General features: G+C 71.7%; 16 protein-coding genes and 1 pseudogene. 11 read left to right on the top strand and 6 right to left on the bottom strand.

Annotated elements, in window-relative coordinates:
- The first annotated feature begins 4 nt into the window (after positions 1–4).
- Positions 5–403, top strand: a complete 399-nt coding sequence (locus BM290_RS07205; protein ID WP_093611339.1) for an NUDIX domain-containing protein — start codon at positions 5–7, stop codon at positions 401–403.
- Positions 400–579: pseudogene (locus BM290_RS49565) on the top strand (sulfurtransferase TusA family protein); the annotation flags it as partial. The gene BM290_RS07205 and the pseudogene BM290_RS49565, both read left to right, overlap by 4 nt.
- 14 nt (positions 580–593) lie before the next feature.
- On the opposite strand, the gene BM290_RS49560 reads toward BM290_RS49565, so the two are convergent.
- Positions 594–1088 (bottom strand): group II truncated hemoglobin, encoded by a 495-nt coding sequence (locus BM290_RS49560; RefSeq protein ID WP_093612367.1) that lies wholly within the window; start codon positions 1086–1088, stop codon positions 594–596.
- A gap of 58 nt (positions 1089–1146) precedes the next feature.
- Here BM290_RS49560 and BM290_RS07190 point away from each other — a divergent pair, with 58 nt between their 5' ends.
- Both BM290_RS07190 and BM290_RS07185 read left to right on the top strand, forming a co-directional pair.
- Positions 1147–2403 carry an erythromycin esterase family protein gene (locus BM290_RS07190; RefSeq protein ID WP_239143263.1) on the top strand — a complete coding sequence of 419 codons (1257 nt, stop codon included), beginning with the start codon at positions 1147–1149 and terminating at the stop codon, positions 2401–2403.
- Between the two features lie 190 nt (positions 2404–2593).
- On the top strand, positions 2594–3691 hold the full coding sequence (locus tag BM290_RS07185) for an alpha/beta fold hydrolase (RefSeq protein ID WP_093611333.1): 1098 nt from the start codon (positions 2594–2596) through the stop codon (positions 3689–3691).
- A gap of 51 nt (positions 3692–3742) precedes the next feature.
- Here BM290_RS07185 and BM290_RS07180 read toward each other — a convergent pair whose 3' ends face one another.
- The 3 genes from BM290_RS07180 to BM290_RS07170 all read right to left on the bottom strand — a co-directional run bounded on the left by BM290_RS07180 (position 3743) and on the right by BM290_RS07170 (position 7187).
- On the bottom strand, positions 3743–4801 hold the full coding sequence (locus BM290_RS07180) for a spore photoproduct lyase family protein (protein ID WP_093611331.1): 1059 nt from the start codon (positions 4799–4801) through the stop codon (positions 3743–3745).
- Positions 4802–4854: 53 nt separating this feature from the next.
- Positions 4855–5574 carry a magnesium and cobalt transport protein CorA gene (locus BM290_RS07175; protein WP_143133647.1) on the bottom strand — a complete coding sequence of 240 codons (720 nt, stop codon included), beginning with the start codon at positions 5572–5574 and terminating at the stop codon, positions 4855–4857.
- Between the two features lie 188 nt (positions 5575–5762).
- Complete coding sequence (locus BM290_RS07170) at positions 5763–7187, bottom strand: MFS transporter (RefSeq protein WP_239143264.1); 1425 nt, start codon at positions 7185–7187, stop codon at positions 5763–5765.
- Positions 7188–7331: 144 nt separating this feature from the next.
- Between BM290_RS07170 and BM290_RS07165 the strand changes: the two genes are divergently transcribed.
- Together BM290_RS07165 and glgX are read left to right on the top strand one after the other, a co-directional pair.
- Positions 7332–8408, top strand: coding sequence for a serine hydrolase domain-containing protein (locus BM290_RS07165; RefSeq protein ID WP_093611325.1), 1077 nt, complete (start codon positions 7332–7334; stop codon positions 8406–8408).
- A 42-nt stretch (positions 8409–8450) separates the two neighbouring features.
- Entirely contained in the window at positions 8451–10559 is a 2109-nt protein-coding gene (glgX, locus tag BM290_RS07160; protein WP_093612365.1) for a glycogen debranching protein GlgX, read from the top strand.
- Between the two features lie 4 nt (positions 10560–10563).
- Here the strand turns inward: glgX and BM290_RS07155 are convergent, their stop codons facing one another.
- Positions 10564–10905, bottom strand: a complete 342-nt coding sequence (locus tag BM290_RS07155; protein WP_093611323.1) for a VOC family protein — start codon at positions 10903–10905, stop codon at positions 10564–10566.
- Complete coding sequence (locus BM290_RS07150; protein ID WP_093611321.1) at positions 10902–11261, bottom strand: MerR family transcriptional regulator; 360 nt, start codon at positions 11259–11261, stop codon at positions 10902–10904. Before BM290_RS07150 ends, BM290_RS07155 begins: the two co-directional genes overlap by 4 nt.
- Positions 11262–11322: 61 nt before the next feature.
- Between BM290_RS07150 and BM290_RS07145 the strand changes: the two genes are divergently transcribed.
- The 5 genes from BM290_RS07145 (at position 11323) to BM290_RS07125 (ending at position 21021) form a co-directional block, all read left to right on the top strand.
- Entirely contained in the window at positions 11323–12396 is a 1074-nt protein-coding gene (locus BM290_RS07145; RefSeq protein WP_093611319.1) for a glycoside hydrolase family 32 protein, read from the top strand.
- 71 nt (positions 12397–12467) lie between these two features.
- Positions 12468–14414, top strand: a complete 1947-nt coding sequence (locus BM290_RS50570) for a fibronectin type III domain-containing protein (protein WP_093611317.1) — start codon at positions 12468–12470, stop codon at positions 14412–14414.
- 32 nt (positions 14415–14446) lie between these two features.
- Positions 14447–16672 carry a calcium-binding protein gene (locus tag BM290_RS47145; protein ID WP_143133646.1) on the top strand — a complete coding sequence of 742 codons (2226 nt, stop codon included), beginning with the start codon at positions 14447–14449 and terminating at the stop codon, positions 16670–16672.
- Between the two features lie 88 nt (positions 16673–16760).
- Entirely contained in the window at positions 16761–18677 is a 1917-nt protein-coding gene (locus tag BM290_RS07130) for a fibronectin type III domain-containing protein (protein ID WP_143133645.1), read from the top strand.
- 4 nt (positions 18678–18681) lie between these two features.
- Positions 18682–21021, top strand: a complete 2340-nt coding sequence (locus BM290_RS07125) for a calcium-binding protein (protein WP_093611313.1) — start codon at positions 18682–18684, stop codon at positions 21019–21021.
- The last annotated feature ends 56 nt before the right edge of the window (positions 21022–21077 follow it).

The raw sequence follows: 21077 nt of genomic DNA, 5'->3' as shown, positions 1-21077 counted from the left end.
TGGCATGAAGCCTTCTGTCTCGTGTGTGTTCGTCTGTCACGACGGCGCCGGCCGGATCCTGCTGGCCCGCCGGTCGGCGCAGGCCCGTGACGAGCCGGGCGCGTGGGACTGCGGGGCGGGCGCCCTGGAGTTCGGGGAGACGTTCGAGGCCGCGGTGACCCGTGAGGTGGGCGAGGAGTACACGGCGGTGCCGTTGGAGATCCGGCAGCTGGGCGTACGCAACGTGCTGCGGGACGATCCGCCGTCGCACTGGGTGGCGGTCGTCTTCGCGGTTCGTGTCGATCCGGCGGCCGTGCGGATCGGCGAGCCGCACAAGTTCGACGACCTGGCCTGGTTCGCTCCCGGCGAGCTGCCCGCCCCGCTGCACTCGCAGCTCCCGGCGACCCTGGCGCTGCTGCGATGACGCCGACGGTCCTGGACGGTGGCGACCGCCGTTGCGTGCTGCTCCTCATCGAGCTGCGCAAACTCATCGCGACGCTGCCGCCCGGCGCGGTGGTCCACCTGAAGGCCACCGACCCGGCGGCGCCGCTGGACCTTCCGGCCTGGTGCCACCTGACCGGTCACGACTACCTCGGCGAGATTCAACCCCGGACCTATGGCGTACGGGTGACCGCGTCCCCGGTCGAGACGGAGCCGTCGAGCCCTTGGCGCCCGGCCCAGGTCCACCGTGGCATCGGCGGATCCCCGGGTCCCGCCGCGGACAGCGGCATGTAGGCCACCACCTCGGCGGTCGCCGCCCGGATGTAGTCGCCGAGCACGGCCCGCAGCTCGGTGTCGCCGGGCAGCACCGCCGCGACCGCCGCGTCGAAACACTCCACGAACGCGGCGGAGAACGGGTCCTCGTCGCACTGGTTGGCGTGGACCCGGATCATCGCCCCGTGCCCGCCGTGGCTGCGGCTGTAGTCGGGTGGCCCGCCGAACACCTCACCCCAGTACGCGGCGAGGTGCGGCACGTGTGCCGGGTCGACACCGTGCGCGAACGGGTGCGACAGCGTCGGATGGGCCAGGCACCGCTCGTGGAAGTCGGTGGCCAGGGCCAGCATGGCGGGTGCTCCGCCGGCTGCTTCGTACAGCGTGGGACGTCCCATCCTCCCAGCATGGCAAGGTCGGACGTATGACGCGACCCGCTCCGGGTACCCGGCGTGGGTGATCCGGTACGCGGATGTGGTGCCCTCTCTCGCCCGGCCGCTGCACAACCCCGGTGACCTGGAGATCCTGCTGGACCGGGCGGACGGCGCGAAGGTGGTGCTGCTCGGCGAGTCCACCCACGGCACACACGAGTTCTACGCCTGGCGGGCGGCGCTGACCAGGCGGCTGATCGAGGAGCGGGGCTTCTCGTTCGTGGCGGTCGAGGGCGACTGGCCGGACGGTGAGCGGGTGAACACCGCGGTCCGTGGTGACGGCCCGGACCCGCGGCACGCGCTGGTCCGCTACGACCGCTGGCCGACGTGGATGTGGGCGAACGAGGAGACCGTCGACTTCACCCGCTGGCTGTGCGAGTTCAACCGGGGCCGGGCGCCGGACGACCGGGCCGGGTTCCACGGCCTGGACGTGTACTCGCTGTGGGAGTCGATGCGCGAGATCCTGGTGTGGCTGCGCGAGCACGACCCGGAGCGGGTGCCGGCGGCTCTCGACGCGTACCGGTGCTTCGAGCCGTACCACGAGGATCCGAACGCTTATGGCTGGGCCGCCCAGGGGTCGCTCGCCTGTGCGGACCGGGTGGCGACGATGCTCGGCGCGCTGCGTGACGGTGACTTCGGGGTGTGGCAGAACGCCGAGGTGGTGGCGGGGGCCGAGGGCTACTACCGGAGCATGGTGCGCGGCGGCCCGGAGGCGTGGAACATCCGGGACCGGCACATGGACGCCACCCTCGACCGGCTGCTGCGCCGGTACGGCCCGTCGTCGCGCGCGGTGGTGTGGGCGCACAACACGCATGTCGGCGACTCCCGGGCCACCGACCAGTCGCAGTACGGCGAGGTGACGCTCGGACGGCTGGCGCGGGAGCGGTTCGGCCCGGACCGGACGGTGCTCGTCGGTTTCGGCACCGATCACGGGACCGTGGTGGCCGGGCCGTCGTGGGGAGCGCCGATGGAGGCGATGGGCGTGCCCGCGGGCCGGCCGGGCTCCCTGGAGGAAATCTTACTGAACGCCGCGCCCCCGGCCGCCCTGTTCGTCTTCCCGTCCGGGGGCCCACGACCGGATCTGCTCACCACCGAGGTGCCGCACCGGGCGATCGGCGTGGTCTACCGGCCGGAGCGGGAACGCTGGGCCAACTACGTTCCGACGGTCCTCGGTGAGCGTTACGACGCGTTTCTGTGGTTTGCCGAGACACGGGCGCTGCGGCCCCTGCACACTCTTCGGGTGAACTTCCGCGAGCCGGAGACGTACCCCAGCGGTGTCTGATTACGATAATGAACCGCCGATTAAATGGATCTTTTGGAATCGGATGGCACATCATTCTGTTGACGTGTGCGGATACCCGAATAGGCACGCACCTGTGCCCGTGATTACCGATCCGCTGCGGGGTAGATCAGCTTTAGGCTGTGGCATCCATCGATCATCCACTTCGGATTCTGCAGGGGAACGTGGTGCCATGAGAAAGATCTCCCGACTTCTTCTCGCCGCGCTGATCGCCGCGGCCGGGATGCTCGTCGCGACCGCCGGACCGGCGTACGCGACACTGCCGGGATTCGTGCTGAGCTCGACGACCGCGAGCCTGCCGCCGACCTTGTCCGCTCTCGCCACCGGGAAGCGGATCACGTACGTCACGACGAACATCAACGGTGGCATCATCACGGCCACCGGTCTGGTCCTCACCCCGAAGACCAACAAGAAGAACCGGACCGTGGCGTGGGGACACGGCACCACCGGGCTCGCCGACAACTGTGCCCCGTCGACGAACCAGGCGGTCTTCTGGAACGAGGCGCGGCTCGCCATCGCCGAGATGCTCACCCGCGGCTGGACCGTGGCAGCCCCGGACTATCCGGGCATCGGCACGGCACAGAACCATCCGTACCTGATCGGCGCCAGCGTTGCCCGCTCCCTGATCGACAACGTCCGCGCCGCCCGTAACCTCGATGCCGCCCTCTCCACCCAGTACGTCGTCGACGGCCACTCGCAGGGTGGCCAGGGCTCGCTGTTCGCCAGCCAGCTCGCCCCGAGCTACGACGGCAACCTGGTGCTCAAGGGCACCGCGGCGATCGCCCCGGTCAACAACACGCAGGAGTTCATCAACTACATCCCCGGCAACCCGGCCCAGGGCTACCTGGTGATGGCCCTCTACGGGGTCTCGGTCGTCGAGCCGAGCTTCAAACCGAACAACGTGCTGGCCGCGCCGGCCGAGGCACAGCTCGGTGTCCTGCAGTCCGGCTGCCTGCCGGAGATCCTCGCGACCTACCAGAACTTCGCCGCCACCGACCTGGTCGAGGGCGGCGTGGTGCCGGACGCCGTCGTCGCGAAGATGGCCTCCTACGAGAATCCCGCCCAGACCGCGCCGAGCGCGCCGGTCCTGCTCGTGCACGGCACCGAGGACGAGGCCGTGCCGTACTTCACCGCCCCGATCCTGCGGGACCAGATCGCCGCCTACGGGGTGCCGGTCACGCTGCAGACGATCGACGGCGCCGGCCACGACCAGGCCGTCTCCCAGTCGGTCACCCTGGTCGCCGACTGGATCGCCGCCCGCTTCACCTGATCCTTCGCGGACAACGCGCCCGGTGGTCACCCCGCCGGGCGCGTTCGTCGTTCAGAAGGCGTACCGCACTCGCAGGTAGGGGGTCCGCTCGGCGATCAGGTCGGTGAGGGCGCGGACGTACGATCCCTTGGCGCCCGTGCGGTACCGGACGTTCAGGTCGCCGTTCTGGGACCGTTTGACCTGCTGCAGGTCGGGGCGCCAGATCAGGTCCTCGGCGCGCGGATGCCAGCCCAGGTTGACCTCGTGCAGCGCCCGGTTGTGGGTCAGGAAGATGACCTCGGCGGCGAGCTGCTTCTTCGCCTCCGGCCCGATCCCGGCGTCCAGCCGGTCGAGCAGCTCCCGCCAGTCGTCGAGCCATCCGTCCCGGACCACCACCGGACTGAAGTTGACGTGCACCTCGTACCCCGCAGCGACGAAGTCGTCGATCGCCGCGATCCGCTCCGGAACCGGGCTGGTCCGGATGTCGAGCACCTTCGCGTCGGCCGGCGGCATCAGCGAGAACCGGATCCGCGTCCGCCCCCGCGGCTCCCACCCCAGCAGATCCCGGTTGACGTGCTTGGTGGCGAAACTGGCCTTCGCGTTCGGCAGCTCGCGGAACAGCTCGACCAGGTCACGGACGTTGTCGCTGATCCGGGCGTCCACCGAGCAGTCCGAATTCTCCCCGATGTCATAAACCCAGGCGTCCCTGTCGCATTCGTTCGGTTCCGGTTTTCCTCCCTGACGGAGGGCGTGCTTCCGGAGGTACGAGACCACGCGCTCGATGTTGGCGAAGACCGTGATCGGATTGCTGTACCCCTTGTGCCGAGGCACGTAGCAGTAGGCACAGGCCATCGCACAACCGTTGGCGGTCGACGGCGCGATGAAGTCGGCGGACCGCCCGTTGGGCCGCGCGGTCATCGTCTTCTTCACGCCCAGGACGAGCGCCTCCTGCTTGATCCGCACCCAGCGCCGCACGTTGGTCTCGTCGCCGAACAGCTCCGGAATCCGCTGGTGACTCTCCACCTCGACGAGCGTCGCCTCCGGCCACCGGGCGAGCACCTCCCGCCCCCGAGGCAGATCGGCCGCCGCCGGCTCCAGATAGATGCGCCGGATGTCCAGGAGTTCCGCCATGCCCCGATTATTCCTCGGCTGCTTCTCGCCCCGTAGTCCGGTGACCGGTGGGATCAGGAGAACAGCGAGGCCAGCGCCCGCTTGAGCGGACCGTCGTCGCGCTCGTCCGCCCAGGTCACCGCGGTCAGCGGACGGCCCTTCTCGCGCGCGTCCGCACAGTAGCGCCGCACCTGCGGGTCGATCGGCCGGTCGGTGATCGACAACGCCGCGTGCGACCGCAGCCAGTACGCCGCGTTCTCGGCCGCCGGCACACCGGTCCGCCCGTCGTCACCCAGGTGCGCGGCGATGGCGACGACCTTGTGGTACGCGGCGACATACATGATCCCCTCCGGGGCGTTCTCCGGCACCCGCACGTCGGCGTTGAACCGGCGCAGCGCATCGGTGACCGCCGCCACATACATCCGTGCCCGGACGTTCTGCGCGTGGCCGGCGTCCAGCTCGCCGAGCAGATCGTCGCGCCGCTCCGAGGGCAGCGTGCTCAACAGCGCCGAACGCACCGCCTCGGGCAGCTCCGGGAAGAGCCGCCGCAACCGGTCGGCCGGCACCTCGGCAAGCAACGGCGCAGCCTGAACAGCCGGAACCGCGGCACTCGCCCGCACCACATCCTTGTCGGCGAACATCTGCAGCACCCGCCCCCGGCTGCCCGGTTTGCCGGCCAGCATCAGCCGGGCGAGATCAGCCGGCCCCAGAGCCTCGGCGACCGCCGCGAACCGGTCCGGCGGCAGCCCGTTCAACATGCTGATCGCCGACTGCGGAGGGGTCTGGCGGATCATCACGGCCAGCGAAGTTATGGGCATCATCCCGCCGGGCAGCATGACTGTCACCTCTCGCCCTCGATTGCACGTAGTCGATAAGGACTAGCACCCTAAGGTGCTCCCCAACATCACCTTTCTCGGCATCCCGCCGGCCGGAACGGCCACCAGGTACCGGAACCCCGCCCCGCCCACGCGGTGATCTCGCATCAGCGGCGCGGGGTGCCGGCTGGAGGGAGCTGCGGGACGTCCGGGACGGAAGGTGTGACGGGGGCGGGCTGGGGAGCGGTCGAGCGGGCCCACGGGCCTGAGGTTGCGTGGCCCACGGCCAGGACTGTCAGGCCCAGGGCGAGCAGGACCCACCAGCCGGGCGGGTCTGCCGGGGTGCTGCCGGACGCGACGACCGCGCCGATCACCGCTACGCCGAGGGCGCTGCCCACCTGGCGGCTCGTGGAGGCGATGGCCGCGGCGACGCCGGCCCGGGCCCGGGGCATGCCGGAGACGGCGGTGTTGGTGATCGGGGTGTTGACCATGCCGAAGCCGAACCCGAACAGCAGGTAGCCGGCGAACAGCTGCCAGGCGGGGGTGGCGGGGCCGGCCCAGGTGAGGGGGAGGATGCCCAGCGCCATCGACAGGCCGGCGATGCGCAGCGGGAGGCGGGTGCCGCGGGTGCCGACCAGGCGGCCGGACAGCGGCGACGCGACGATCGTCATCACGGCCATCGGCAGGGTGTAGAGGCCGGCCTGGAGGGCGGTGAGGTGGCGTACCTCCTGAAGGTAGAGGGTGTTGAGGAAGAGGAAACCACCGAGGGACGCGAAGGCGCTGATCGCGACGAGCACGGCGCCGCTGAACGGGGCGCTGCGGAAGAAACGCAGTTCGATCAGGGGCTCCTCGCGGCGCGGCTCCCACCACAGCAGGGTGGCGAGCGCGGCGGCGGCCAGGGTGAAGCAGCCGACGATCACGGGGGAGGACCAGCCCTCGGCGGGGCCCTCGATGATGCCGAAGGTGAGCGCGGCCAGCATGGTGAAGACCAGGATCTGGCCGACCGGGTCGAGGCGGCGCGGGTGCTCGGCGCGGGACTCCGGGATGAACCGCCAGGCCAGCAGGAACGCGACGATGCCGACCGGGACGTTGATCCAGAAGATGGACGGCCAGCCGAACGCGTGGACGAGCACCCCGCCGGCGAGCGGGCCGAGGGCCATGCTGAATCCGGTCACGGCGCCCCACACGCCGATCGCGCGGGCCCGTTCGCGGGGTTCGGTGAACGTGTTCGTGATGATCGACATGGCGACCGGGTTGAGCATCGAGCCGCCGACGGCCTGGACGGTCCGGAACGCGATCAGCCATTCGAGGCTGGGGGCCAGGCTGCACAGCAGCGAGCCGATGGTGAACAGGGCCAGCCCGGCCTGGAAGACGCGGCGCCGGCCGATGCGGTCGCCGGTGGAGCCGGCCAGGATCAGCAGGCTGGCCAGCACCAGGAGGTACGCGTCGATGATCCACTGCAGGCCGGAGACGGGCGCGTCGAGGTCCTCGGCCATGGCGGGGAGCGCGACGTTCACGATGGTGACGTCCAGGCTGATGATCAGCAGGCTCATGCAGCAGATGGCGAGGATCAGGTGGCGACGCGGTTGCACCCTCTCGGTTCTACCCGTGATCTCTCCGGGGAACCCGGGGGTGTTGCTGAGATCTCCTCGGGGTACGGCTCCGGGAACAGCCCGGATGACCTTGGCGGCGCCGGCCGGAAGAGTGGTGGCCAGTCCACTTCGGAGGTTGTCACCATGCAGCGTCGTACCCTGCTCGGAGCCGCGTTCGCGGGCACCGCTCTGGCTCTCACGGGCCGCGTTCCCGCGTACGCCCAAGGTTTGAACGAGACCGCGCTCGCCGCGGCGCTGGAGCCGCTGGACCCGGCGGTGAGCGGCGCCCTGGTCCGCGTCGAGGGGTCGGCCGGGCGCTGGCGCGGGCGGGCCGGTGTGGGTGACGTGCGCAGCGGGAGCCCGGTGCCGTGGGATGCCCGGTTCCGGATCGGCAGCATGACGAAGGCGTTCACCGCGACCGCCGTGCTGCAGCTGGTGGCGGCCGGGCTGATCGAGCTGGACGCGCCGGTGCGCCGTTATCTGCCGGAGCGGCTGCCGGAGGGCTATCCGGGCACGGTGCGGCAGCTGCTCGACTACACGAGCGGGCTGAGGGCGCGGGAGATCCCGCACAAGGAGCGGGACTGGTTCCTGGAGCACCGGTTCGACACGTTCGAGCCGGGGTCGCAGGTGCTGTGGACCGAGGAGCCGCTCTTCACGCCGGGCGAGAAGCAGGTGTACGGCAATGTCAGCTACATCGTGGCCGGGCTGGTGATCGAGCGGGTGACCGGCCGGCCGTACGCCGACGCGATCCGGCGGGGCATCCTGCGGCCGCTGGGTCTGCGGCACACGTATCTGCCGGGCACGCACACCGCGATCCCGGGCCCGCACGCGCACGGCTACGAGCTGGTCGACGGTGAGTACGTGGACGTGACCAGGGCCAACCCGTCGCTGCAGTGGGCCGCTGCCGAGATGATCTCGACGACCGCCGACCTGGACCGGTTCCTGACCGCGCTGCTGGGTGGCCGGCTGCTGGCGCCGCGGGAGCTGCAGGCGATGCTCACCGTGCCGAAGGGCGGGGTGTACGGGTGCGGGCTGAGCCGTCTGCAGCTGCCCGACGGCCGGGAGGTCTGGGGCAAGTCGGGGGACCGGCCGGGCTACAACAACGGGATGGGCGCCACCCGTGACCTGAGCCGGCGGCTGGTCTACTCGGTGAACACGCTCCAGATGGGCGGTGACACGCCGGCGATCGCGGGGAAGATCATGACGGCGGCGTTGAGCTGATCACAGTTTTCCTCGGGCGTCTTATTGGGCAAGGTGGGGGCCATGCATATCTGGCCGGGCAACCCGTACCCGCTGGGCGCCACCTACGACGGTGGGGGCACCAACTTCGCGATCTTCTCCGAGGCGGCCACCCGCGTCGAGTTGTGCCTGTTCGACGATGACGGCAAGGAGACCCGGATCGATCTGCCGGAGCGGGAGGCCCTGGTCTGGCACGGCTACCTGCCGCGAGTGGTGCCGGGGCAGCGCTACGCCTACCGGGTGCACGGGCCGTACGACCCGTCCCGGGGGCTGCGCTGCAACCCGAGCAAACTGCTGCTCGACCCGTACGCGAAGGCGATCGACGGCAACTACGAGTGGGATCAGGCGCTTTTCTCGTACAATTTCGGTGATTCCGGGTCTTTCAATGATTTTGATTCCGCGCCCTTCTCGCCGCGCTCGGTGGTGATCAATCCCTACTTCGATTGGGGCAACGACCGGCCGCTCAAGATCCCGATGTGGGAGACGGTGATCTACGAGGCGCACGTCAAGGGCATGACCGTCCGGCACCCGGACATTCCGGCGGACGTGCGGGGCACCTACTCCGGCCTGGCGCACCCGGCCATGATCAAGTATTTGAAGGGTCTCGGGGTGACCGCGGTCGAGCTGATGCCGGTGCACCAGTTCGTGCACGACAGCGGTCTGATCGAGCGGGGCCTCACCAACTACTGGGGTTACAACACGATCGGATTCTTCGCCCCGCACAACGGATACTCGTCGTTCCCGGAGGGCGGCGGGCAGGTGCAGGAGTTCAAGGCCATGGTCAAGGCCCTGCACCAGGCCGGCATCGAGGTCATCCTGGACGTGGTCTACAACCACACCGCCGAGGGCAACCACCTGGGCCCGACGCTGTCGTTCCGGGGCATCGACAACCCGGCCTACTACCGGCTCGTCGACGAGGACAAGCAGTACTACTACGACACCACCGGCACCGGCAACAGCCTGAACGTCCGGCACCACGAGTCGCTGCGGCTGATCATGGACAGCCTGCGCTACTGGGTGACCGAGATGCACGTCGACGGGTTCCGCTTCGACCTGGCCGCCGCCCTGGCCCGGGAGTTCCACGAGGTGGACCGGCTGGCCGCGTTCTTCGACCTGGTCAACCAGGACCCGGTGGTGTCGCAGGTCAAGCTGATCGCCGAACCGTGGGACGTCGGCGACGGCGGCTACCAGGTGGGTGGCTTCCCGCCCAACTGGACCGAGTGGAACGGCAAGTACCGCGACTCGGTCCGGGACTTCTGGCGCGGCGAGCCGTCCAGTCTCGGCGAGTTCGCGTCCCGCTTCACCGGCAGCTCCGACCTCTACCAGGACGACGGCCGCCGCCCGATCGCGTCGATCAACTTCGTCACCGCCCACGACGGGTTCACCCTGCACGACCTGGTCTCGTACAACGAGAAGCACAACGAGGCGAACGGCGAGGGCAACCGCGACGGCGAGAGCCACAACCGGTCGTGGAACTGCGGTGTCGAGGGCGAGACCGAGGACGCCGACGTCATCGTGCTGCGCGAGCGGCAGAAGCGGAACTTCCTGGCCACCTTGCTGCTCAGCCAGGGCGTGCCGATGATCGCGCACGGCGACGAGCTGGGGCGTACCCAGCACGGCAACAACAACGTCTACTGCCAGGACAGCGAGATCTCCTGGGTGGACTGGGAGGACGCCCGCCACGAGGACGTGCTCACCGGGTTCGTCCGGCGACTGCTCAAGCTGCGGGCCGACCACCCGATCTTCCGGCGGCGGCGGTTTTTCACCGGGCAGCCGGCCGGCGACTCGGCGCTGCCCGACATCGCCTGGCTGCGCCGGGACGGCCAGGTGATGACCGAGGCCGACTGGAACACCCGCAGCGGCATGACCATGACGGTGTTCCTCAACGGCCACGGCATCCCGGAACGCGACGCGCTCGGCGAGGAGATCAAGGACGACTCGTTCCTGGTGCTCTTCAACCCGCTCGACGAGGACGTGGCCTTCACACTGCCGGGGCGCGACTACGGGCGTACGTGGGAGGTGGCGGCCAACACCGCCGACCCGCTGCTGGCCGCCAAACGCAAGACCGCCCGCGCCGGCACCCAGTTCACCGTGTCACGGCACACGCTCGTGCTGCTGAGGTGTCGTTACTAGAGGATCAGACCTCGACGCAGAAGATGTTGCCCTCCGGGTCCTCCATGACGGTCAGCTCGCCCGGCGTCACCACGGTGGCGCCGAGCGAGCGGAGCCGCTCGACCTCGGCGGGCACATCCGCGCCGGGCGCGCGCAGGTCGAAGTGGAGCCGGTTCTTCGCGGTCTTCGGCTCGGGCACCCGCTGGAACCACAGGACCGGGCCGCCCCAGCCGGGGGCGGCCATCCGGGCCTTGTCGCTCGTGCCGTCCTCGTCCAGCTCGCCACCCAGCGCGGCCGCCCAGAACCGGCCCACCACCAGCGCGTCGGCGCAGTCGAAGGTCAGGCTCTTCACCCATGCGGCGGTCACTGCGACACCGACCTGTACCAGGCGATCTTCTCCCGGACCCGCTTCTGCTCCAGCCGCAACCGCTCCACCCGCTCGTCGATCTCCCGGTCGTGCTCCTCCAGCAGCGCGGTGCGCTGCTCGGCGCCGTCGTCGCCGAGTTGCAGCAGCTCGGCGAAGCGGCGCAGCCGCGCGATGGGCATGCCCGAGTCGCGCAGGCAGCGCAGCAGGCCGAGCCGGGACAGGTCGTCGTCGGAGAAGACCCGCCGGCCGGCCGACGTACGCCGGATCCCGTGCAGCAGCCCGATCTTCTCGTAATAGCGAATGGTGTCGATGCTGACGCCGAGTCGCTCCGCAGTCTCCCCCGGTGTGTATGGCACCCGGTCAGACTAACCGCGTTCCCCCACTGGCGCGGCACAGGCGTCGATGCCACGCTGAGGCATGGAACGAGTGCCGCGGCCCCGGCTGCACTTCACCCCACGAGCCGGCCGCGTCGGTGACCTCTTCGGCGTGCTCACCTCCGCCGACGGATACCACGTCTTCTACGAGCACCTGTCCGGCGACGCCCCGGCCTGGGGGCGAGCCGCCTCCGGTGACCTGATCGTCTGGACCGAGCAGGCGGCCGGCCCACCGCCCGGGGACGGGTCGGCGCGCTGCGGCACCGTCGTGAACGGCCCGGACGGCCCGGTCCTCTTCCACACCCTGGCCGGCGGCCGGGTCGCCCGCGCGGCCGCCGGGTCCGGCGGATCCTGGCAGAGCGATCCCTCCGGCCCGCTGCTCGGCGGGCCACCGTCGGGCGTCACCGAGATGAGTGATCCGTACGTGTGGTGGGCCGGCACGAACTGGCGGATGCTGCTGGCCGGCGCCCTGCGCGGCGGAGCGGCCGGGATCCTCCAGTACCACTCGGCCGACCTGCTGAACTGGTCCTACGACGGGGTCATCGTCTCCCGCGACCGGGCCGTCTGGGGCTGTCCCCGGCTGTTCCCGCTGGACGGCTCGTGGGTGCTGATCCTCACCGCCGGCCGCGAGATCATCTACGGCGTCGGCAACTACGACGGCATGCACTTCACCGCCCGCGCCTGGGGCACCTTCGGCCGTGGCGACGTCGGCCCGATCGTCACCTTCGTCGACGCGGCCGGCCGCCGCTGCGCCCTCGCCCGCCTCGGCGCCCAGGGCGCGCTCAGCCTGCCGTGGGTGCTGTCGGTCCGCGACGACCGGCTGATCGCCACCCCGCACCCCAACCTCGACCCCTATCTGATCAGCGGCGCTACCGGGCTGACAGCGGCCGGCGGGGAGGTCCGCGACCACGGTGACCTGATCCTCACGATGCCCGCCGGCGGGGAGACGACAGTGCTCGCCGACGCCGAGATCGTCGAGGTCACGGTCGAGGGTGTGAGTGGTCTGGGGGTGGCCCGCCGGACCGGCCCGACCGTCCCCGGCGTCCGGTTCGCCCGGTTCGGCGCGGCCCCGGGGGGCCTTGTTGATCTCGGGCGGCAGGAGAAGGCCGGACCTTAGCTCAGTGCGGGCAGTGTGCTGCCGAACACGTTTTCTGGTCGTCAAAGAAGACGTGAACGGAGAGCAGATCGATGCCCGCCATCCGGAAACCGAGCCGCCGCGCCGCCGTGGCCGCCGTCTCGACGCTGCTGCTCGCCGGCCTCCCGGGCGCCCCCGCCCGCGCGGACACCCCGGACAATCTGCCGATCGGCGTGTGGGACTCGTCGTGTGCCGACGCCGACGCGATCTACTGCGTCGAGGACGCCCACATCCTGCCGCTGAGCGCGACGCCGCCGCAGACCCCGGCCGATCTCGGGCTCACCCTGACCGTGCAGACCGTCTCGGACGGCTTCGGCGACTGGATCGACTGGTCGCTCACCGGGCTGGACGGCCAGCCGGCCGAGATCCTCAACGGCACGGTGCACCTGGTCATCAACACCGGCGCGTACGTGCCCCGCTTCACCGACGCGGTCACCAAGGGCGGGCTGCTGGTCTCCCGGACCACCGACCACGACGGCGCCAACCTGCTGAACATCTTCGGCAGCCCGACGGTGGTGCACTGGAACAGCGACGCCGACTGCACCGCCGCGATCTCCTGCGGTGACGTCAACAGCATCGCCGACCCGCCCCGGTACGTGTTCCAGGGCCGCACCCAGGACCTGGCGGGCATGCCCCTGGCGTACACCACGGCCTTCGACGGCGCGTTCGTCAACAGCGACCTGCAGGCACGGCCGGTGCTGCCCGCCCACGACCCGGGCGGGGACCCGCCGCTCTCCTTCGGCGCGTTCGGCAATCCGCAGCTCACCGCGGCCGGCGCGGCGGTCCGCAACAACCTCTCGATCTTCCTGCCGGAGGTGTACTTCACGTCGGCCGGCACCACCCCGTCCGCCGCCGTGTCCACCGGGTTCGACGTGGTCGCCCCGGGCGACCCCGACCGGCATCCCCGCGCGACCGGCTCGATCCAGAGCGACGGGGTACGGCTGAACCTCACCGACCTGGGACTCGGCGCGGAACTGTCGCCCCTGAACGTCCTCCACCGGCCCACCCCCTCCGCGTCGCCGGGGCTGAGCGGGCCAGGCGCGCCACGCTCGGTCATCGGGGCCGGCGCGCCCGGCCTCGCCGCGATCGGGTGGCAGGCCCCGGCGGCGGTCAACGGCGCCCCGGTCACCGCCTACCGCGTCCGCGCCTGGACCCAGCCGGTCGGCGGCGCGCTGGCCGCCTCCTGCGAGACCACCGCCCTGACCTGCACCCTGACCGGCCTGACCCCGGGCAGCACCTACCAGGTCGCGGTCAGCGCGGTGAACGCGTTCGGCGAGGGTGCGCCGTCCGGCCGGGTCACGGTGTGGGCCGCGAACCTGCCGGCCGAGGAGCCGTCGCCCTCGCCGTCACCCTCCGTGGAGCCGTCGCCGTCGGCCGAGCCCACCCCGGAGCCGTCGGTGGAGCCCACCCCGGCGCCGGTGGCGCCGTCCGCGCCGACCCGGGTCCGGCTCACCCCCGGCCCGCGCCGGCTGACCGTCACATGGACCGCGCCGGGCAGCGACGGCGGCGCGCCGATCACCGGCTACGTCGCCCACGCCTACCGCACGTCGGCCCGCGGGGCGCCGGTGGCGACCTGTTCGGCCGCCGGCACCGCCCGCTCCTGCGATCTGACCGGCCTGTCCGGCCAGCGGCTCTACGTCGCCGTCAGCGCGGCCAACGCGGCCGGCCGGGGACCGGAGCCGGCGACCATGCCGGCCGCCGCCGCGTGGACCGTCCCCGGCACACCGGTCGACGTCGCGGTCACGTCGGCGCGGGGCCGGGTCACCGCCTCGTGGCAGGCGCCCGCGAGCGTCGGCGGCACGCCGATCATCGGCTACCGCGCCGAGCTGTCCGACACGTCCGGCCTGGTGGCCCGCTGCACCAACAAGCCGGCGTTCCGGGACTGCGCGTTCCGCAGCGGGCTCACCGCCGGGCGTACCTACTCCCTGCGGGTCATGGCCGTGAACGCGGCCGGCGTCTCCGCCCCCTCCGAGCCGATCCGGATCAAGGTCCGCGGCTGACCCCCGCCCACTGCGCGACAGAGGACAGTCCCATGCGAATCACCCGCTCCCAGCGGTACGGCACCGCGACCACGGCCGCGATCATCGTCGCTCTGACGCCGTCCCCGGCCCACGCCACCGGCCCGGTCGCGGCCAACGGCAAGCCCTGCACGATCGTCGGCACCGCCGGCGACGACGTCCTCGCCGGAACCCCGGCCGACGACGTGATCTGCGGTCTCGGCGGCAACGACCGGATCCGCGGCGGGCCCGGCAAGGACACCCTCGACGGCGGCCCCGGCGACGACCTGCTCGAAGGCGAGGCCGGTGCCGACCTCCTGATCGGCGGCCCCGGCGTCGACACGCTCAAGGGCGGCGCCGGCAACGACACGCTGCGCGGCGGGGACGACGGCGACATCATCGACGGCGGCGCCGGCAACGACATCATCGAGGGCGGTGGCGGCGACGACGAGATCGACGGCGGTGCTGTCGAGCCGGAGCCCGCGAAGGCCGCCGACCGGCTGATCGGCGGCGAGGGTGACGACAAACTGCGCGGTGGCCCCGGCGCCGACGTCATCGAGGGCGGTGGCGGCAACGACGAGGTCACCGGCGGCGCCGGCAACGACACGGGCACCGGTGGCACCGGATACGACACCCTGACCGGCGGCGACGGCAACGACCGTCTGGACGGCGGCGACGACTCCGACGACCTGGACGGCGGCGCCGGCAGCGACGGCGTCAACGGCGGCGCCGGCGACGACACGGTGGCCGGTGGCATCGGCGACGACACGGTCCGCGGCGGGCCCGGCGACGACCAGTTGACCGGCGGCGACGGCGACGACCGGATGAGCGGCGGACCGGGCGCCGACGACATGGACGGCGGCCCCGGCGGCGACACGATGGAGGGCGGCGCCGGCGACGACACGATGAACGGCGGTGACGGCGACGACCGGATGGACGGCGGCCTCGACGACGACACCATGAACGGCGAGGGCGGCGACGACGACGTGGAGGGCGGCCCCGGCCTCAACGCCTGCGTGCCCGACCCGGACGACGCCGGCGGCGACAAGTGCACCGACCGGGACTCGCCGCGCATCGAGGTCGAGTCGCTGCGCTGGGCCGTCGGCAGCCCCGTCGCCAACACCGAGGACGTCCAGGTCAAGGTACGCGTGCACGTCACCGACGACCGCAGCGGCCTGATCAGCACGAGTGTGCTGTTCCGCAACCCCGAGCCGGCCGGCCCCGGCATCTGGGTGCACGGCTGGGAGCCGGTCACCGGCTACCGGCACGACGGTGTCATCGAGCTGACCGGCACCCTGCCACGGATGTCGGTCCCGGGCGACTGGGCGATCGGGATGGTCCAGCTCCGCGACCGGGTCTACCGCGAGTCCCAGTACTACATCCAGCCGGACGGCAGCTACCAGCTCTACACCTCCTCCGACGGCATGGTCCCGGTGGAGGACCGGTTCACCCTCGCCCCGCTCGCGGTGACCGGCGACGACTACGACCGTGAGGCGCCCCAGGTCGACGTGTCCGAGGCGACCTGGCTGACGCCGACCAGCCTGGACAACAGCGAGGAGCGTGAGGTGACCCTGCGTGTCGACGCGACCGACGACCTGACCGGGGTGACCTGGGTCGGCGCCCACCTTGTCGGGACCGACCCGGACGGGCCGAGCGTGTACCTCTACAGCACCCAGATGTCCGGGCACGTCTCCGGACCGGTCGAGCTCACCGGCACGCTGCCGGCCTACCTGCCCACCGGCGAGTGGAGGGTGGAGTCGCTGTGGGCGTACGACGCGACCAACCGGTCCCGGTACGTCGGCCGGGGCGAGACGCCACCCGAGTCGTGGGTTCCGTCGCTGACCGTCACCGGCGGCGTCTCGGACACCGCCGCGCCGACGATCGACATGAGCTGGGGCCACTACATCGGGGCCACCGAGGCGGACAACGGCGGCGACCGGCCGGTACGCCTCGAGGTGAAGGCCGCCGACGACCGCAGTGGCGTCTCGAGCATCTCGGCCACGTTCTGCACCACCGGCGCGCAGACCTACCTGTACTCGGTCGGCACGGAGCAGGAGGGCGGCATCTGGGAGCTCAACGGGACCCTGCCGGCGACCACGACGCCCGGCCAGTGGCGGGTGTGCACCGTGACCGTGTACGACCGCGCCAACCGGCAGCGCACCTACTCGGTCGGCGTGGACGACACGTACTCCGACACGTCGGGGCAGCTCACCGGCACCTCGGGCATCCCGAAGTTCACGCTGCGGACCCCGTCGGCGTGAACGTTGAATCCGCAAACACGCTCAGTTGAGGCTTTGTGGTGCCGATCACGTTGTCTGGTCGTCACCGCAGATGCGAACGGAGAACCCGATGCCGAGCCGAACCGCCGCGATCAGCCTGCTGGCGGCTCTGCCGCTGGGATTCGCCCCGGCTCAGACACCGGATGACCTGCCGGACGGCGCCTGGGGGAGCAGCTGTGCCGCGCCGGAGTCGGTCTACTGCATCGCCTCGGCGACGATCACCCCAGCCGGCGGGTCGGCGCAGCCGGTGGACGCGGCCGGCCTGTCCGTCTCGGCGGCCACGCTCTCCGACGACTACGGCGACTGGGTGCGCTGGTCGGTCGGGAACTGGGCGGACAAACCGGCCGCGGTCACCGGCGGGACCGTGGAGCTGGTGCTACGGACCGGGACGTTCGTGCCGCGGTTCACCAACGCCACCGCGGCCGGGCTGCGGGTCACCCGTACCGTCGCCGACGGGAAGTACGAGCTGACGATCCGGGGACGGGCCACCCCGACGGCCTGGCGTGCCGACACCGACTGCACGGCCGGCTACTCCTGCGGCGACAGCGACACCACCGCCGAGACCACCGTGTACCGGTTCGAGGGCCGTACCCAGGATCTCGAGGGCTCGCCGGGCTTCTACACCACTGGACTCGACGGGGCGTACCTCGCCACCGACGCGCAGGCCCGCTCCGACCTGCTCACCTACGACACCGGCGGGACACCGCCGGTCAGCCTCGGCGTGCTCGGCAACCCGCAGCTCGACGCGGGCGGCGAGGCGGTCCGCAACTTCGTCACCCTCTTCCTGCCGGGGCCGTACCTCGCTGCCGCCGGCACGAGCGCGGCGGCCGCCGCGTCGACCGGATTCGATCTGGTCACCAGCGGCGACACGACAGTGCATCAGAGGGTCACCGCCACGGCGGACGACGGCGGGGTACGGCTGGAAGCACCCGACGTCGGACTCGGCGCCGATCTGGCCACCGCCGCCTTCTACCCGCGTGCCTCGCCGGCGGGCAACGTGACCGCCCCCGGCGCGCCGCAGTCGGTCCAGGGCGCCGGCGGCACGGGCACCGCCGTCGTGTTCTGGCAGCCGCCGTCGGCGAGCGGCGGATCGGCGGTCACCCGCTACCGGGCCCGCGCCTACGCGACACCCGGCGGCGGCGACGTGGTCGGCTCCTGCGAGACCGCCGAGAGCTGGTGCACGATCGACGGGCTGGACGCGGGTGGCACCTACCACGTGGCGGTCAGCGCGGTGAACAACCTCGGCGAGGGCGACCCGGCCCCCCGGGTGGCGGTGATCGCGACGGCCGTACCGCAGCCGGAGCCCTCGCCGTCGGACTCGCCGTCGCCGTCGCCCACCCCGGCGCCGCCCGGCGAGCCGGAACCCGGGACACCGACCCTGCCGTCGCCCGGGCCCACCGGCGAGGCACACCCGCCGTACGCCCCGCAGGACGTCGAGGCCACTCCGGGCGCCCGGCGGATCGCCGTGGCCTGGGTCGTGCCGGACTCCGACGGCGGCAGCCCGATCACCGGCTACACGGTCCGCGCCTTCCCCGCCGCCACCGGGGGCGCCCCGGTCGCCTCCTGCCCGGCGCCCGCCGGCCGGTACAGCTGCGTGCTCACCGGCCTGACCGGCGGCCGGAAGCTCTTCGTCGAGGTCATCGCCACGAACGCGGCCGGCGCCGGCCCCGCGTCGGCCCGGGTGGCGGCCACCCCGTGGACCGTCCCCGGCGCGCCCCGCTCGGTCAGCGCCACGTCGTCCGACCGCAAGGTCACGGCCGGGTGGAAGGCCCCGGCGAGCAACGGCGGCTCCGCGATCACCGGATACCGGGCCGAGGTGTCCGGCAAGTCGGGCGTCGTGGCCCGCTGCACCGCGCCGCCCGCCGGCCGTACCTGCACGATCAAGAAGCTGAAGAAGGGAACCACCCTCACCCTGCGGGTGCTGGCGGTGAACTCGGCCGGGCTCTCGGCGCCCTCCAAGGCCGTCAAGATCAAGGTGAAGGACTGAGCCGATGAGGTCCGCCGCCATCGCCGCCGCCGTGGTGGCGGTGCTCACCGCGAGCCCGGCCCACGCGAACCCGCGAGGCGGCAAGCCTGTCTCCGCCACCGGCAAGGCGTGCACGATCGTCGGGACGGTGGCCAACGACAGGTTGTTCGGCACGCCGGGTTATGACGTGATCTGTGGTCTCGGTGGCAACGATGTGATCAGGGGTGGTGGTGGCAAGGACGTCGTCGACGGTGGTCCGGGCCATGACGACCTGGACGGTGAGGGTGGCGCCGATGTCGTGGTCGGTGGTCCGGGCAATGATCAGGTGAAGGGTGGCGCCGGCAACGATCAGGTGAAGGGCGGCGAGGACACCGATGTGGTGGACGGCGGCCCGGGTAGCGACCTGGCCGACGGGGGTCCCGGTGACGACACCGTCAGCGGGGGAACGGTCGAGCCCGACCCGGTGTCCGGCGGCGACCGGGTGATCGGTGGACCCGGCGACGACACCCTCGACGGCGGCCCCGGAGCGGACGACCTCAAGGGCGATGAGGGCGACGACACGATCAACGGCGGCGACGGCAACGACGTGGCCGGCGGCGGCGCCGGGGACGACACGCTCAACGGTGACGAGGGCAGCGACCGCCTCGACGGCGGCGAGGGCACCGACCACCTGGAGGGCGGCGCGGGCAGCGACGGCGTCAACGGCGGCGCCGGCAACGACACCGTCGGCGGCGGCGCGGGCGACGACACCCTGCGCGGCGGCGCCGGCAACGACATCGCCGCCGGCGGCGACGGCAGCGACAAGCTCGTCGGCGGCCCCGGCGACGACCAGCTCGACGGGGGTACGGGCAACGACATCGCCTCCGGTGGCGACGGCGTCGACGAGCTGATCGGCGGTGACGGCGACGACCAGCTCGACGGTGGTGGCGGCGACGACGTCATCCAGGGCGGCGACGGCACCGACCAGCTGATCGGCGGCGACGGCGCCGACGACATGAACGGCGGCGACGGCGACGACCGGATGGACGGCGGCATCGGCGACGACCGGATGGACGGCGGTGGCGGCAACGACGACGTCGAGGGCGGCCCCGGCCTCAACGCGTGCGTGCCCGACCCGGACGACGCCGGCGGCGACAAGTGCACCGACAAGGCCATCCCGCTGATCGACCTCGCCTCGCTCAAGTGGGAGATCGAGCCGAGCGTGGCGAACACCCAGGAACAGACCATCAAGATCAGCGGACACCTCACCGACGACCGCAGCGGCATCGTCTACGCCTCGGTCCAGCTGCGCAACCCCGAGGAGAACGGCCCCGGCCTCAACCTCTGGAACTGGGAGGGGCCCGCGTCCGGCGGCTACACCCACGACGGCACGTTCGTGATGAGCGGGCCGCTGCCGGCGCTGTCCCGCTCCGGCGAGTGGACCATCGCCACCGTCTACCTCACCGACCGGGTGCACCGGTGGACGATCTACAACATCGCCCCCGACGGCGCCGCCACCGTGTACGGCAGCCTCACTCCCGAGAACAGCGACGCCGGCCGCGTCGACCTGCCCCCACTCGTGGTCACCGGCGAATACGACGCCGCGGCGCCGGCCGCCGACCTCACCCGGACCGAGTGGCGGACCGACCGCGAACTCGACAACGCCGGCGAACGGGTGGCCACCCTGCGCCTGCCGGTCACCGACGACCTGGCCGGCGTCAACTCCATCGGGATCTCGCTCACCCGCATCACCGAGCCGAACGGGCCGAGCGCGAACCTCGGGATGAGCGAACTCAAGGAGGGCACCGTCAACGACGGCGTCTGGGACGTCACCGGCGTCCTGCCCGCCCACCTGCCGGCCGGCGAATGGCGGGTCCAGGCGATCACGCTGTGGGACAAGGCCAGCCGGTACCGCAGCCTCTACCGGCCCGGCGACGCCGAGGACGGAGCCGACTGGCCGGCCACCCTGACGATCACCGGCGAGGAGAACTCCGACCTGCAGCGGCCGTCCATCGCGATGGACAGCGCCACGCTGCTCAGCGCGGCACGTGGCGACAACAGCGTCGACCGGGAGGTCCGCATCAGGGTCGACGCCACCGACGACAAGAGCGGCATCATCGGGCTGTACGCGCACATCCGTACCGACGGCGCGGAGAGCTGGCTCGGGTTCGCCGGCGGCAACGAGGAGGACGGCTGGGAACTCTCCGGCATCCTGCCCGCCACCACCACACCCGGCGAATGGTGGATCGACCAGATCCAGGTCCAGGACCGGGTCGGCCGGTACCGGAGCTACTCGATCGCCGCCGACGGCAGTTACGCCACCGACGACGGGCTTACCGGGCAGTCCGACCTGCCGCGATACACGCTCACCCCGATCGGGGGCTGACCGCCCGCCGGGACAGGGCCGCGTTTGCCGGGCCCTGTCCCGGGCAACCACTCCGG

Source organism: Actinoplanes philippinensis (assembly GCF_900113015.1).
Classification (GTDB): domain Bacteria; phylum Actinomycetota; class Actinomycetes; order Mycobacteriales; family Micromonosporaceae; genus Actinoplanes; species Actinoplanes philippinensis.
The sequence above is the reverse complement of the archived record's forward strand: the minus strand, read 5'-3'. Positions and strand labels throughout refer to the sequence as shown.